Raw genomic sequence first — 15,680 nt, forward strand, 5'->3', positions numbered from 1 at the left:
TGAGTTTTATAGGTAACCTTATGATTTAAAATAAAAAACAATATTTTAAATTTTGTAATAAATTTTTATTTTTTGTTTTAGTTTTAATAAAAGTAAAATAATAGGTTAACTTGTCGTGTTTGTGTTACTTAAAACGAACAAATTAACCTAATATTTACGATTCATTCCATTTATGATGATTAATTCGTATTTTTGTTATTTAGCCAAAAATGCGATTTCGCTTTTTGCAGTTTTTCATAAGCCGCTAACAGAGATTTATGCGCTGTAAATGCAGTTAAATTATTATCTGATGCACACAAACCATAAAAACAATTCTTTCCGTGCATGGCATTTAATGCAGCATCCAGTGTTTCCTGACCATACATCCGGGCAAAAGCCGGTAAATATTGTGCAGTATCACGCTCAGGCTCCTGTGTTAGCAGCAGCAGAGTATGCAGACAACGGTAATAATTGCTGCGTGCAGCACTCAGACCGCCGGAATTGAAATCCTGTGTCCATTCAACCCAGACCAGCGCCAGATCTGTATTACCGCCTGCCAGTGCGAGCATCGATTTCAGCTCCCCGACGCGCAGGGTTGACCAGCCGTTATCTTTGCCGGTGGCAATACCCAGTAATTCACGGACGCGGGTATAATCATCGTGTCCTTCTTCATCCAGCTGTGCCAGTAAAGAGAGATAGTCATCCGGCTGCCAGCTGCTTTCCGGCAGCGCCAGGAAGGTTTCACGCAAATGGATACCCATCGCATTGTTTGCCATGTGCAAATCGTCAACCGGATAAATATCAGACATGCCCGGCACAAGAATGCGGCAGGCATACACACCCAGATGTTCATAATCGGCGATATACACGTCGCGGCCGACAGAGCGGAAAATATCCATCAGTGTGGCAAACTCTTCTTCGGTGGTGCCGGAAAACTGCCAGTCAGCGAAATCGTAATCCGCATCCTGCTTAAACAGATCCCAGCTGATAAGACCGCTGGAGTCGATAAAATGGGTTTCCAGGTTAGTCTGATCGCCCACTTCTTCATCATCAAAAGTTGGTGCGGTAAAGACATCCAGGTCTTTCAGCCCGCGTCCCTGCAACAGCTCGGTAACGGTCCGCTCCAGTGCCACGCCAAAGTCCGGATGAGCACCGAAAGAGGCAAAACAGGTGCCGTTTGCCGGATTGAACAGAACCACGCAAATAACCGGATACTGGCCGCCGAGAGAAGCGTCGAAACAGAAAATCGGGAAGCCTTCATTTTCCAGGGTACTGACGGATTCAACAACCTGCGGGTAGCGCGCGAGAACATCTTGCGGGATAGCAGGTAAACTGATGCGCTCTGTAATAATGCGGTTTTTAACATAACGCTCAAAGATTTCAGACAATCCCTGTACCCGTGCTTCATTACGGGTATTCCCGGCGGACATCCCGTTGGAGACATACAGGTTTGCCACAATATTCATCGGGATATAAATAGTTTTCCCGTCAGACTGGCGGGTAAACGGCAGAGCACAGATCCCGCGGGTGTCATTGGAGGATTGCAGATCGACCAACTGACCGCCCTGTAAATCACAGTCCGGATCATAATAATCACGCAGGTATGTATCGAGGATACCTTCCGGCAGGGAATCGTCGTCTGTCAGCGGAAACCATTTCTCATTCGGATAATGTACAAACTCACTGTTTGCAATCTGTTCACCGAGCCAGAAATCGGCAAAGAAATAGTTTGTGGACAGGCGCTCAAAGTATTCACCCAGTGCAGAAGCCAGTGCCGCTTTTTTTGTGGCACCTTTTCCGTTGGTGAAACAGAGCGGGCAATCGGTATCACGGATATGCACTGACCAGACATTCGGAACAGGATTAAGCCAGGACGCTTCTTCGATATTAAATCCGAGTTGCTGTAATTTCAGCTGAAAACGGCTGATAGAGTCTTCGAGCGCGGCATCTTTGCCGGGAATAAAGGTATGGGTTTCTGTTTGCGTCATGGGATCCACAATCTGCGTTAGTGCCCCGCCGGTGGCGGATGCACGGAATAGGGGGGAAGAGAGGGGCATATATACCCAACGTCATTCAAGATGCCGCCAACGAACCTGCAGTTTGAATGAATACGGGTATGATACGGATTTTTTCCGCCGGGAACTACCTTTGTGAATATAAAGTTATCGCCGGGTTATTTCCTCATATGACTGTCGTCGGTCACCGCATTGCCATAACAGTCTGAATAATATTCCGGGTTTTGACTAAAAAGCAGTTTGTCATGCTGAAAGATGACAAAAAGGGTTTGCCGGTTGTCACGCAATAAGCATTGCAGCAACAGCTCCGGAATGATAAAACCGGTAGACAGTGCGTATTCACAAGAAGAACTTAATATCCTTATTTATTCAAACTGCAGGCTCGTTGGCGTAGGGAAGCCTGCATCTTGAATGACATTGGGTATACCGGGTATAAATTTACGAAATAGGGTGGGATCAATGAGTCAGGTATATAATTTTAGCGCCGGTCCGGCCATGCTGCCGGTTGAAGTACTGCGCCGTGCTGAGCAGGAGTTGTGCAACTGGAACGGGCTGGGAACCTCGGTGATGGAAATCAGCCACCGCAGCAAAGAATTTATGGCAGTGGCAAAAGACGCAGAAAATAATCTGCGCCGGTTACTGGCTGTGCCGGATAATTATAAAGTCCTGTTCTGTCACGGCGGCGCACGCGGGCATTTTGCCGCACTGCCGATGAATCTGCTGGGTGAGAACACGAAGGCAGACTATATTGTCGGCGGTTACTGGGCGGAATGTGCGGCAGAAGAAGCACAAAAATATTGCACACCAAATATTATTGATATCAGAACAGAAACAGCAGACGGCATCGGTGTGAAACCGATGAGTGAATGGGCACTCAGTGATGATGCCGCGTATGTTCACTATTGCCCGAATGAAACCATTGATGGTATCGCCATCCATGAAGAGCCGGATTTCGGCGACAAAATTGTGATTGCTGATTACTCCTCTGCGATCCTCTCCAAACCGCTGGATGTCAGCCGCTTCGGGGTTATCTATGCCGGCGCACAGAAAAATATCGGCCCGGCGGGTCTGACCCTGGTGATTATCCGTGAGGATTTACTGGGTAAAGCGCGCAAAGAAACCCCGTCCATTCTTGATTACACGGTACTGAGTGAAAACGACTCGATGTTCAACACGCCGCCGACCTTTGCCTGGTATCTTTCCGGAATGGTCTTTAAGTGGCTGATTGAGCAGGGCGGCTTACAGGAAATTGCTCAGCGCAATTATGAAAAAGCAAAATTGCTTTATGAAGCCGTGGATCACAGTGATTTCTATATTAACCGCGTTGCCGGTGCGAACCGTTCTCTGATGAATGTCCCGTTCCAGATGGCAGACCCGTCACTTGACAGCAAATTCCTTGAAGAAGCACAGGCGCAGGGGCTGGTCTCACTGAAAGGTCACCGGGTTTCCGGCGGTATGCGTGCCTCCATTTATAATGCGATGTCCCTTGAGGGTGTTAAGGCGCTGGTTGAGTTTATGGCAGAGTTTGAGCGTCGCCACAGCTGATTTTTTTTGCAGACATTTTATCGGACCCGGGTTTTCGCCCGGGTCCGTTTTGTTCTTTTTTTATTTACACCCCGGAGAATGACTTTATATGGAGTCCCTGACGTTACAACCCATCGCCCGCATTAACGGAACAATCAATCTGCCCGGCTCCAAAAGTGTCTCCAACCGGGCACTGCTGTTGGCGGCACAGGCAACAGGCACCACCCGCCTGATTAACCTGCTCGACAGTGATGACATCCGTCACATGCTCAATGCGCTGCGTGAGCTGGGGATCCGTTTTCAGCTTTCTGATGACAAAACCGAATGTATTGTCGAAGGACAAGGCGGGCCACTCAGTGGTTTTCATGGTAATGAATTATTTCTGGGCAACGCCGGTACGGCTATGCGCCCACTGGCAGCGGCGCTGTGTCTTGGTGATAATGACATTATTCTGACCGGCGAACCGCGTATGAAAGAGCGCCCGATCGGTCATCTGACAGATGCACTGCGCGACGGCGGGGCTTTGATAACCTATCTTGAAAATGAAAACTACCCGCCGCTGCGGATCCGCGGAGGGTTTACCGGCGGAAAAATCAGTGTGGACGGCTCTGTCTCCAGTCAGTTTCTGACAGCATTGCTGATGGCGGCTCCGCTGGCTGAACAGGATACTGAAATCAGTATCACCGGTGATCTGGTCTCTAAACCTTATATTGATATCACGCTGGCAATGATGGCGCGTTTTGGTATCACGGTAATTAATGAAAATTACACCCGTTTTCAGGTCACAGGACAGCAGCAATATCATTCACCGGGTGACTACCTTGTTGAAGGTGATGCATCCTCAGCCTCTTATTTTCTGGCGGCGGCCGCAATTAAAGGCGGAACAGTGCGGGTCACAGGTATCGGGCGTGACAGTTTGCAGGGTGATACCCAATTTGCATTGGTGCTCGAAAAAATGGGCGCAAAAATCACATGGGGCGATACCTTTATAGAATGTACCCGCGACACACTGCATGGTATCGACATGGATATGAATGCCATTCCTGATGCGGCGATGACTATTGCCACCACGGCGCTGTTTGCACAGGGGACGACGACCATCCGCAATATTTATAACTGGCGTGTCAAAGAAACCGACCGCCTGAGCGCGATGGCAACTGAGCTGCGTAAGATCGGGGCTGAAGTTGTTGAAGGGAATGACTATATTCAGGTCACACCACCAACGGTACTGCGCCACGCTGAAATTGAAACCTATAACGATCACCGCATCGCCATGTGTTTCTCGCTGGTGGCGCTGTCAGATACGCCGGTTACTATTTTAGATCCGGGCTGTACGGCAAAAACGTTTCCGGGCTACTTCCGTGAACTGGCAATGCTGGCGGAACAATAATTCTTACCGGAATAATTATTATGGATACCTGCCTTAGTCCGTATATATACCCAACATCATTCAATTTGCAGGAAGGCGGTAAGCTCCGATTGCCGGGGAGCATACATCAGTATGTGACCCGGCGGGCGTCGTTCCGCCAACGAACCTGCGGTTTGAATGAATAAGGGTATATAAAAAAGCAGGAATATGCTTGCGGGCGTTTCTTCGGCGACAGGTCATGCGTATAATGCGGTCATCTTTTTTAAAGTGGCCGTTTTTTATGGCTGCCTGACTGCGACAGGAGAGTGTGCATGGCAGTATATGTTCCGGTTATCACCATTGACGGGCCAAGCGGCGCGGGTAAAGGAACCCTTTGCCGGGCACTGGCAAACGAAATGGGATGGCATTTACTGGACTCCGGTGCTATCTACCGCGTTCTGGCACTTGCGGCACTTCATCATCACGTTGATATCACCTCGGAAGATGCACTCGTTCCGCTGGCTGCCAATCTGGATGTGAAATTTCTGGCAGAAGAAGCTGGTCTTGAGATTATTCTGGAAGGTGAAGATGTCAGCCGGGCTATCCGTCAGGAAGATGTCGGTATGACCGCGTCTCAGATTGCGGCGTTTCCGCGTGTGCGCGAAGCACTGTTGCGCCGTCAGCGGGCATTCCGCGTCGCCCCCGGACTGATAGCCGACGGACGTGATATGGGCACTGTGGTTTTCCCTGATGCGCCGGTGAAAATTTTCCTTGATGCCAGTGCGCAGGAGCGAGCCCACCGCCGGATGAAGCAATTGCAGGACAAGGGCTTTAGTGTTAATTTTGACCGCCTTCTGGCGGAGATAGAAGAGCGCGATTACCGCGATCGCAACCGCGCAGTTGCCCCGTTGATCGCAGCGGGTGATGCCCTTATTCTTGATTCAACAACAATGTCAATTGATGACGTTATTGCAGAGGCTCTCTGTTATACGAGGGCTATGCTGGCTGAAGCGGCGGAATGATAAACAAAATTTGCGGGAAATCTGACTGAATCTGTGTTTTTTAGTAGGTTTCTGCATCCGTTTTTGTTTATAATGATAAGTTGAAGTTTTTTATCGGCAGAGAACAAGGCAAAAACGCAGTTTTCTGCCACCCCTTTGTGACAAGGAATGTTGCAAGGTATGTGAAACAACCCCATTCGGCCGGATGCTAAATGGACGTTAATACTTAAACACTTGAAGATCAAACATGACTGAATCTTTTGCTCAACTCTTTGAAGAATCCCTGCAGGTTATCGAAACTCGTCCGGGCGCTATTGTCCGTGGTACCGTTGTTGCTATCGATAAAGACGTTGTATTGGTTGACGCGGGTCTGAAATCAGAATCTGCTATTCCGATTGAACAGTTCAAAAATGCTCAGGGTGAACTGGAAATTCAGGTCGGCGATGAAGTTGACGTTGCTCTGGACGCAGTAGAAGACGGTTTCGGTGAAACTGTTCTGTCCCGTGAGAAAGCGAAACGCCATGAAGCATGGCTGACGCTGGAAAAAGCATATGAAGAAGCTGAAACTGTTACCGGTATTATCAACGGTAAAGTTAAAGGCGGCTTCACTGTAGAACTGAACGGTATTCGTGCGTTCCTGCCGGGTTCACTGGTTGACGTGCGTCCTGTTCGCGATACCACGCATCTGGAAAACAAAGAGCTTGAGTTCAAAGTAATCAAGCTGGATCAGAAACGCAATAACGTTGTTGTTTCCCGTCGTGCTGTTATCGAATCTGAAAACAGTGCAGAGCGCGATCAGCTGCTGGAAAACCTCCAGGAAGGCATGGAAGTTAAAGGTATCGTTAAGAACCTCACTGACTACGGTGCATTCGTTGACCTGGGTGGCGTTGATGGTCTGCTGCACATCACTGATATGGCATGGAAACGTGTTAAACATCCAAGCGAAATCGTGAATGTCGGCGATGAAATCACTGTTAAAGTGCTGAAATTCGACCGTGAACGTACCCGTGTATCTCTGGGCCTGAAACAGCTGGGCGAAGATCCTTGGGTCGCAATCGCTAAGCGTTATCCTGAGAGTACCCGTCTGACCGGTCGCGTGACCAACCTGACTGACTACGGCTGCTTCGTCGAAATCGAAGAAGGCGTTGAAGGTCTGGTTCACGTATCCGAAATGGATTGGACTAACAAGAACATTCACCCATCTAAAGTTGTTAACGTTGGTGATGTTGTTGAAGTTATGGTTCTGGACATCGACGAAGAACGTCGTCGTATCTCCCTGGGCCTGAAACAGTGCAAATCTAACCCATGGCAGTTATTCGCGGAAACCCATAATAAAGGTGACCGTGTTGAAGGTAAAATCAAGTCAATCACTGACTTCGGTATCTTCATTGGTTTAGATGGCGGCATTGATGGTCTGGTTCACCTGTCTGACATCTCCTGGAACGTTACAGGCGAAGAAGCTGTCCGTGAATACAAAAAAGGCGACGAAATCGCAGCGGTTGTTCTCCAGGTTGACGCAGAACGTGAGCGTATCTCTCTGGGCGTTAAGCAATTAGCTGAAGATCCGTTCAACAACTACACCGCTGTTACTAAGAAAGGTGCTATTGTCACCGGTAAAGTAACTGCAGTAGATGCGAAAGGCGCAACTGTTGAGCTGATGGATGGCGTTGAAGGTTACCTGCGTGCATCAGAAGCATCACGCGATCGCGTTGAAGATGCAACTCTGGTTCTGAACGTTGGTGATGAAGTTGAAGCAAAATACACTGGTGTTGATCGTAAAAACCGTGTAATCAACCTGTCTGTACGTGCAAAAGACGAAGCGGATGAAAAAGACGCTGTCGCTACTGTAAACAAACAGGAAGAAGTCAGCTTCTCCAACAACGCTATGGCAGATGCTTTCAAAGCAGCTAAAGGCGAGTAATTAAGCGGGCAGGCCGCGCAAGCGGTCTGCTTTTATGATAATCAGGGTAGTCCAGGAGGTTATATGACCAAATCTGAACTGATTGAGAAGCTGGCAGGCCAACAATCTCATCTTCCGGCTAAAGTTGTTGAAGAAGCAGTAAAAGAGATCCTTGAGCATATGGCAAATACTCTCGCTGACGGTGAGCGTATTGAAATCCGTGGATTCGGCAGTTTTTCTCTGCACTACCGTGCTCCGCGGGTTGGTCGTAACCCGAAAACCGGCGAACAGGTTGAATTGGAAGGTAAACACGTTCCACACTTCAAACCGGGTAAAGAGTTACGTGACCGCGCGAATATCTATGCTTAATTATTGACAGAGATAATAAAAATGACGCCGATGGCGTCATTTTTTTTCAGGAAAATATCTTCCTGAATTATTTTTATTATATAAATGTTAATGATGTATTGATTAATTGAAAAAAAATTAATTCTGGTGTTGGCAAGAAAACTTTATATTATTTTTTTATAAAAAAGTATCTTATGCTATTTTCTGAAAAACTCTATTAAAAATCATCATGTAATCACAGTTAAATAAATAATTGTGACTGTCGTCTCATAAAAATCATTATTCTATGTATATATAAAATATAACTTCGTGATTGATCTCATTTTTTATTTTATGAACAAAAAAGAAAACGATTCTCATCATAATAAATACTGATTACACATTTGGTGAGATATATGTCCATTTCGGTTGCTCTGAAATACCTTTTTCCACATCCGTTACCGCTTTGGTTGGCTGCCGCCGCTGTACTGGTCGGACATGCCCCGCTACTGGTGTTGCCAAGGTTACTGTCACGGATTGAGCTATTGTATCTGTCAGCCGTATTATGTTTTCTGTTTTTTATCCGTAACCGGATTAGTATATTTATACGAATAATAATAAGTATTTTTTTAATAGTTAATATTCAGATAAATAATACATTGTCACTGTTTTTATCTGATAATAAAAACCTGAAAAATATAGATATTGTAGTTCATGACGTTATTATAAAAACAACTGACTTTTACTCAGTAAAAGGGAGGGTTATAAATATCAATGATGAAAAAATTAATGATGATATTTATATCAATATAAAAGTAAAAGGCGCATTTTTGCCGGAATGTGCCGGTGAAGTCTGGCGTATATTCCGGCCTGTTTTACGGCCTGTCCACAAGCAATTAAATGAAGGACAACCTGACCGGCAACAGTATGCACTGTCACAGCGGGTTTTATTTTCTCTGACCCCGGGGCGCAGTAAGAAAATATCGTCAGTATGCAATTTGCGCCAGCGGGTAATTACTGAGCATTTCCCGCAGACAGATAATTTTGCGCAGGGCGGGCTGATGCTGGCCCTGCTCTTCGGCGAACGCAGGAAAATTACATCAAAACAGAGGGTTCTGGTACAGGAAACGGGTGTTGCTCATGTGGTGGCAATTTCAGGTCTGCATATAGGGCTTGCGGCATTATGGGGCTGGTGGGCGGGACGAATAGTCTTACTGGTATTGCCGCAGCGGTTGATGTCACATTTTATTCCTGTGTTATTTTCTGTCTGTGCGGCAGTGGTGTATGTCTGGCTGGCGGGGTTTGCTGTTCCTGCCTGCCGGGCGCTTACGGTGCTGTTGCTGTGGCACCTGATGAGATGGAAGCACTATGTGTTACCTGCGTATCAGTTTGTATTCATCAGCGCGGCACTGTTGTTGCTGATCGATCCCCTGACCATCCTTTCCGCCAGTTTCTGGCTGTCATTTATTGCCGTTACTGCGCTGTTATTCTGGCACCATACCGGCGTACGGCAGGCAACGACCGGGATGATGACGCGCCGCGAGCGCTTTTGGCGGAATATCCGTGGTTTTTTGTCCTATCAGTGGGGATTATTTTTTCTTTTGCTGCCGGTGCAGGCTTTTTTCTTCGGCGGTGTCAATTTGCTCTCACTGCTGAGCAACCTGTGGGTTATCCCTGTTATCTCTTTTCTATCCGTACCTTTGCTTTTTTCCGCTATTACAGCGGCGTTATTTCTGCCGGTCACCGTGACCGGGTTTATCTGGCAGGCGGCTGATTATTCTCTCGGGCTGGCATTGTGGCCGCTGCCATTTCTGTCCCCGTTCTGGCTGATAACCGGGCATGTCTCTTTGCTCTGGATAGTCATTGTGTGGGGAAGTGTCTGTTTTATCCGGTTGGATCTCCGGCGTCAGCATCCGGTATTGCTGCCCGGAATGATTATCTGCTGTTGTTTATATCTGCGGAAAACACCGGTACCGGACTGGTCGGTGACATTGCTGGATATCGGGCACGGGCTGGCGGTGGTTGTCGAAAAAGAAGGCAGGGCGGTTGTGTATGATACCGGAAACCGGATGGGGCACAGTGATGATGCTCAACGGGTTATCCTGCCTTATCTGCGGTATCACCGACTGATACCGGACTGGATTATTATCAGCCACGATCATCAGGATCACACCGGCGGGCTGGCAACATTGCGCCGCCACTATCCGGCTGCAACTGTAAAAGGCAATATCCCGCGGGCAGATACGGTGTGTGAACGGGGAGAGCACTGGGTCTGGCAATCGTTATATTTCGAGGTGTTATGGCCCGACGGAAAGTATCAGAAAAGCAAAAATGACGGCTCGTGTGTTATCCGCATCAGTGACGGAAAGCATCAGGTTTTACTGACCGGTGATATTGAAAAACAAGCAGAAATGCAGTTGGTTAAGTCAGAAAAGAGACTGTCAGCCACTGTACTGCAAGTTCCGCACCATGGCAGTAATACCTCATCAACAGAATCTTTTATTCGTGCGGTGAATCCCGGTTTTGCACTGGTTTCTGTTGCCCGCTATAGCCCGTGGCGCCTGCCCTCTGATAAAGTACAGCGCCGCTATCGTCATCACGGCACGGACTGGCACGATACCGCGCACAGCGGTCAGATCACTGTACATTTTTTTAATGATGATATAGCGCTGGTGACATATCGTCATCATCTGTCCGCCCGCTGGTTCAGTGCATGGTTTGGTGATCAGCCGATAAACGGGTAATATAGGCAACTAATTTTTAGTATTGGTAAACGCAATAATGAAAGATATTGATATTTCAACCCGGCAAACGTTCCGCCGGTTATGGCCGACAATTGCACCTTTTAAATCAGGTATCATCGTAGCGGCTGTTGCGTTAGTTATAAATGCGGGGGGCGATGCGTTCATGCTGTCGCTGCTCAAACCGCTGCTTGATGAAGGTTTCGGCAAAGCCGACAACGATTTTCTCCGGATGATGCCTCTGATTATCCTTGCGCTGATGCTGGTGCGCGGAGCATCGAGTTTTATTTCCGGCTATTGTCTTTCCTGGGTGTCAGGCAAAGTGGTTATGGTCATGCGCCGTAATCTGTTCCGTCACATGATGGGCATGCCGGTTCCTTTCTTTGATCAGCAATCCACCGGGACACTGTTATCCCGTATTACCTATGATTCAGAGCAGGTTGCTTCTTCCTCTTCCGGCGCACTGGTCACTGTTGTCCGTGAAGGTGCTTATATTACGGCACTGTTCGGACTGATGTTTTATAACAGTTGGCAGCTGTCGCTTATTTTGATTGTAATCGCCCCGATTGTGGCGGTGGTCATCCGCAAAGTCTCTGTCCGTTTCCGTGAAATAAGTAAAACTATGCAAAGCGGAATGGGTCAGGTGAGTGCCAGCGCGGAACAGATGCTGAAAGGGCATAAAGAAGTGTTGATTTTCGGCGGGCAAAAAGTTGAAAACGACCACTTCGATAAAGTCAGTAATGACATGCGCCGCCAGGGAATGAAACTGGTTACCGCATCTTCTATTGCGGATCCGATTATTCAGATAATTGCCTCTTTTGCACTGGCATTTGTACTGTTTGCCGCCAGTTTTCCTGAAATTAAAGATGCGCTGAGCGCCGGTTCTATCACTGTCGTGTTCTCATCGATGGTCGCACTGATGCGCCCGTTAAAATCCCTTACCAATGTTAATGCACAGTTTCAGCGCGGTATGGCTGCGTGTCAGACCCTGTTTGCGCTGCTGGATCTGGAGCAGGAAAAAGATACCGGTACCAAAGTGCTGAAAGAAGTTAAAGGGGATGTGAAATTTGAGGATGTCACTTTCACTTACCCGGGAAGAGAACACCCCGCACTTAAAAATGTGTCATTTACTATTCCGCAAGGTAAAACAGTGGCACTGGTGGGGCGTTCAGGCTCCGGAAAATCAACAATTGCCAATCTGATTACCCGTTTTTATGAAATCGACAGCGGGCATATTGTGATTGATGGTAACGATATCCGCGATTATACGCTGGCTTCCCTGCGCAGCCAGGTGGCGCTGGTGTCGCAAAATGTACATCTGTTCAATGATACCGTGGCGAATAATATCGCTTATGCAACGGAAGGGAAGTACAGCCGTGAACAGATAGAGAAAGCGGCAGAAATGGCGTATGCCATGGACTTTATCAAAAAAATGGAAAAAGGGCTGGATACCGAAATCGGTGAGAACGGTGTACTGCTTTCCGGCGGACAGCGTCAGCGTATTGCGATAGCCCGTGCGTTGCTGCGTGATGCCCCGATCCTTATCCTGGATGAAGCAACATCAGCACTGGATACAGAATCTGAGCGTGCGATTCAGTCTGCCCTGGATGAATTACAGAAAGATCGCACCTGTCTGGTGATAGCGCACCGCTTATCAACCATTGAGAAAGCAGATGAAATTCTGGTGGTGCAGGATGGCGAAGTGCAGGAGCGCGGATCACATGCTGAACTGGTGAAACAACCGGGTATCTATGCGCAGCTCTATAATATGCAGTTTGGTCAGTAATGATTGAAAAAATATGGTCCGGCCGCTCAAAACTGTATCTGCTGCTTTTACCTCTCTCTTTTCTGTATGGTGCGGTGAGCGGTCTGCGCCGTCTGTTGTTTCGTCTCGGGCTGAAAAAATCCCGGCGGATGCCGGTACCGGTTGTGGTGGTGGGAAACCTGACCGCAGGTGGTAATGGTAAAACACCGGTGGTTGTCTGGCTGGCGGAGCAACTTATTGCCCGCGGATACCGCCCCGGTGTGGTATCCCGTGGCTACGGAGGAAAGTCAGACAACTATCCGCTGCTTATCACGCCGGAAACCACAACCGAACAAGCGGGTGACGAACCGGTACTGATTGCCAGGCGCACCGGGGTTCCTGTTGCGGTGGCACCACGGCGGGCAGATGCTATCGATGCGATTTTGCAGCACAGTCCGGTGGATGTCATTATCACGGATGACGGATTGCAGCATTATGCGCTGGAGCGTGATGTTGAAATTGTGGTGATTGATGGTGAGCGCCGCTTTGGTAACGGCTGGTGGTTACCGGCCGGTCCCATGCGTGAACGTGCCGGACGTCTGAAAAGTGTCGGTGCGGTGATAACCAACGGCGGCACCGCACTTGCGGGTGAGGCTGCAATGTCTCTGGTACCGGGCGAGGCTGTTAATCTGGCTGACGGCACACGCAAACCGGTCAGTGAGATTGGTGAGTGCGTGGCGATGGCGGGCATTGGTCATCCGCCACGGTTTTTCAGTACCCTGGCGTCTCTCGGTATAACACCCGCTGAATGTATTTCTTTTCCTGATCATCAGTCGTACAGCCGTGATCAGCTGTCCGCACTGGTAAAACCGGGCCAATCATTGCTGATGACGGAGAAGGATGCAGTGAAATGTTTTGCCTTTTGTGAAACTGACTGGTGGTATTTACCTGTCAGCGCCAAATTTTCTGATGAGGCAGCCAATAAAATCCTAGATAACGTTATATTACACATAAAAAAGCATATACCCAACGTCATTTGATTATATGCCGGCAACACGAGAATATATTGAAAAACGTGGAGAACCTCTCGCATTCTACAGTGATAAACACGGTGTTTTTCGCGTTAATCATCCAAACGTCGCCACAACAGGTACAACCCCATTTGGCTGGGTTCTTCATGACATTAGTGTCGAACTGATTTGTGCAAACAGTCCACAGGCGAAAGGCCGTGTCGAACGTGCCAATAAAATGCGCCAAGACAGCCTGATTAAAGAGATGCGGCCAGAAGGCATTCGCAGCATTGAAGGGCCAATGCATGGTTAGAAGCCTTTGTGAATGATTTTAATCAACGCTTTGCTCACGCCCCTCGACATCTTAAAAATCTCCATCGTGCAGTAACTGAAAATCCAGAAGAAACCGATGATATTTTTTCGTGGCAAGAAACCCGTAAGCTCACGAAAGTACTCACTTTTCACTATGATAAGATGATATATCTTGTTGAACCGTCAGAAAAAAATTCTCGCCTTGCCGGCGAAAACATCAAAGTCTATGACTATCCTGATGGGACGTTAGCCCTTTAAATATGGACATCGTTCATTGCGCTATCAGATTTTCGATAAACAGGATTGTATTGATCATGGGTAACTCGTTGATAGGAAACGTCTTGTGGTCGGTATTAAAACGAGTACAGGACAAAATGGATGAACTGAATAGGTAAGATAAACGAAGCAGAAGTAAAGTAATGCCGAAACGGCGAGTCCAAATCCGGTCTTAGCTAATCCTGAGGGATACAGAGCCAGCTTAAGGAAGTAATTACCCTATTAAAATGTCATTATTATATTGGTGCAACAGGAAACAGAACGAATTTATATATTAACTCGTTCTGTTTAAAATATAACTGCGGTCAGGTTGTTGTTAAGCAGACTATTTAGGGAAAGTGTCTTATTTTGACCATACTTGTTTTTGGTCTTTTGTCTGTAATTTATTTTGTGCCATAATTCCGGACAGGTTGTGCGGCTGGTAACATTCTTCCAAATAGCGAATTTCGTCAGAGCTAAGCTTTAAGTTGACTGCTTTTACTGCGCCATCGATATGATGTTTTTTTGTTGCGCCAACTATGGGCGCAGTCACCTTGGTAAGAAGCCAAGCCAGTGATATTTCAGTCATTGATACACCGTGCTGAGCCGATAGCTCTGCAACACGATTGATGATGAGTTGATCCTGTTGTGCCGTTTTTTCATATTTACCTTTGGCATAATCATCTTTGACTGAGCGCATTGTCTGAGTATCTTCCTGTCGCGAAAGGCGGCCACTAGCCAGCGCACTGTAAGGTGTTAATGCAATATTATCTTCTGTGCACAAACTGAATAGCTCGCGTTCATCTTCGCGCATAATCAGATTATAGTGGCTCTGAACAGAAGTAAATGGGGTCAGCCCTTCTTGCACTGCGAGAGCGTTGGCTTTGGCCAGTTGCCATGCAAAGCAGTTAGAAATACCGATTGCGCGCACTTTACCAGACTGAACTGCTTGATGTAGCGCATCAAGCACATCAAGAATAGGCGTATTATAGTCCCATATATGGTATATATAGAGGTCAATATAATCCATACCCAGGTTTTTCAGACTTTGGTTTAATGAGTTCTCAATGGCCTGTTGTCCACTCAGACCACCAGTAATTTGTTCTGGTGTGCGCGGAAGAAATTTAGTGGCAACCACAACCTCATCTCGTTTAGCCATATCACGAAGTGCTTTACCAACATAACGCTCACTGGAGCCTAGTTGATAGGCAATCGCAGTATCATAAAAATTAATACCGTTTTCTAGTCCATAACTGATAATGCTTCTGCTTTCCGTTTCTCCGAGAGTCCAGCTATGCTGACCAATTTTGGGGTCACCAAAACCCATACAACCCATGCATATACGGGAAACGTTAATATTGCTATTACCAAGGCGGATGTATTCCATATTTATGTACCTCTGTTTAATCTGATTTATGAGGTAAGATTTCCGTAATAAAAAATCAACCAAAACCCCATTGTTTAGGGTTCTACGCCGGAAGCCTATATTTTTTTGCGACCAGTGTGTCACTTTGTTGCATTTCG

10 protein-coding genes and 1 pseudogene are annotated in these 15,680 nt (G+C 47.4%); 9 read left to right on the forward strand and 2 right to left on the reverse strand.

Annotation, left to right across the window (positions count from 1 at the left end):
• Window positions 1–179: 179 nt before the first annotated feature.
• Window positions 180–1,967, reverse strand: coding sequence for a 30S ribosomal protein S12 methylthiotransferase accessory factor YcaO (gene ycaO, locus ACMHKJ_RS10380; protein WP_413493911.1), 1,788 nt, complete (start codon window positions 1,965–1,967; stop codon window positions 180–182).
• 486 nt (window positions 1,968–2,453) lie between these two features.
• On the opposite strand from ycaO, the gene serC reads away from it, so the two are divergent.
• The 9 genes and pseudogenes from serC to ACMHKJ_RS10425 form a co-directional block, all read left to right on the forward strand.
• Entirely contained in the window at window positions 2,454–3,539 is a 1,086-nt protein-coding gene (gene serC, locus ACMHKJ_RS10385; protein ID WP_413493710.1) for a 3-phosphoserine/phosphohydroxythreonine transaminase, read from the forward strand.
• Between the two features lie 88 nt (window positions 3,540–3,627).
• On the forward strand, window positions 3,628–4,908 hold the full coding sequence (gene aroA, locus ACMHKJ_RS10390) for a 3-phosphoshikimate 1-carboxyvinyltransferase (protein WP_413493712.1): 1,281 nt from the start codon (window positions 3,628–3,630) through the stop codon (window positions 4,906–4,908).
• A 290-nt stretch (window positions 4,909–5,198) separates the two neighbouring features.
• Window positions 5,199–5,888 (forward strand): (d)CMP kinase, encoded by a 690-nt coding sequence (cmk, locus tag ACMHKJ_RS10395; protein WP_413493713.1) that lies wholly within the window; start codon window positions 5,199–5,201, stop codon window positions 5,886–5,888.
• 226 nt (window positions 5,889–6,114) lie between these two features.
• Window positions 6,115–7,788 carry a 30S ribosomal protein S1 gene (rpsA, locus tag ACMHKJ_RS10400; RefSeq protein ID WP_067364135.1) on the forward strand — a complete coding sequence of 558 codons (1,674 nt, stop codon included), beginning with the start codon at window positions 6,115–6,117 and terminating at the stop codon, window positions 7,786–7,788.
• Between the two features lie 63 nt (window positions 7,789–7,851).
• The gene (gene ihfB / locus ACMHKJ_RS10405) at window positions 7,852–8,136 is read left to right on the forward strand and encodes an integration host factor subunit beta (RefSeq protein ID WP_004235823.1); all 285 of its coding nucleotides are present in this window, start codon (window positions 7,852–7,854) and stop codon (window positions 8,134–8,136) included.
• Between the two features lie 374 nt (window positions 8,137–8,510).
• Complete coding sequence (locus ACMHKJ_RS10410; protein ID WP_413493714.1) at window positions 8,511–10,838, forward strand: DNA internalization-related competence protein ComEC/Rec2; 2,328 nt, start codon at window positions 8,511–8,513, stop codon at window positions 10,836–10,838.
• 37 nt (window positions 10,839–10,875) lie between these two features.
• Complete coding sequence (gene msbA / locus ACMHKJ_RS10415) at window positions 10,876–12,621, forward strand: lipid A ABC transporter ATP-binding protein/permease MsbA (RefSeq protein WP_413493715.1); 1,746 nt, start codon at window positions 10,876–10,878, stop codon at window positions 12,619–12,621.
• Window positions 12,621–13,619 (forward strand): tetraacyldisaccharide 4'-kinase, encoded by a 999-nt coding sequence (lpxK, locus tag ACMHKJ_RS10420; RefSeq protein WP_413493716.1) that lies wholly within the window; start codon window positions 12,621–12,623, stop codon window positions 13,617–13,619. Before msbA ends, lpxK begins: the two co-directional genes overlap by 1 nt.
• Window positions 13,609–14,391: pseudogene (locus tag ACMHKJ_RS10425) on the forward strand (transposase family protein); the annotation flags it as partial. The gene lpxK and the pseudogene ACMHKJ_RS10425, both read left to right, overlap by 11 nt.
• 129 nt (window positions 14,392–14,520) lie before the next feature.
• On the opposite strand, the gene ACMHKJ_RS10430 reads toward ACMHKJ_RS10425, so the two are convergent.
• A complete protein-coding gene (locus ACMHKJ_RS10430; RefSeq protein WP_413493717.1) occupies window positions 14,521–15,543 on the reverse strand; it encodes an aldo/keto reductase in 1,023 nt (340 codons plus the stop codon).
• Window positions 15,544–15,680 lie beyond the last annotated feature (137 nt).

The organism is Morganella psychrotolerans (genome assembly GCF_965118875.1).
In the GTDB taxonomy this organism is placed as follows: domain Bacteria; phylum Pseudomonadota; class Gammaproteobacteria; order Enterobacterales; family Enterobacteriaceae; genus Morganella; species Morganella psychrotolerans_C.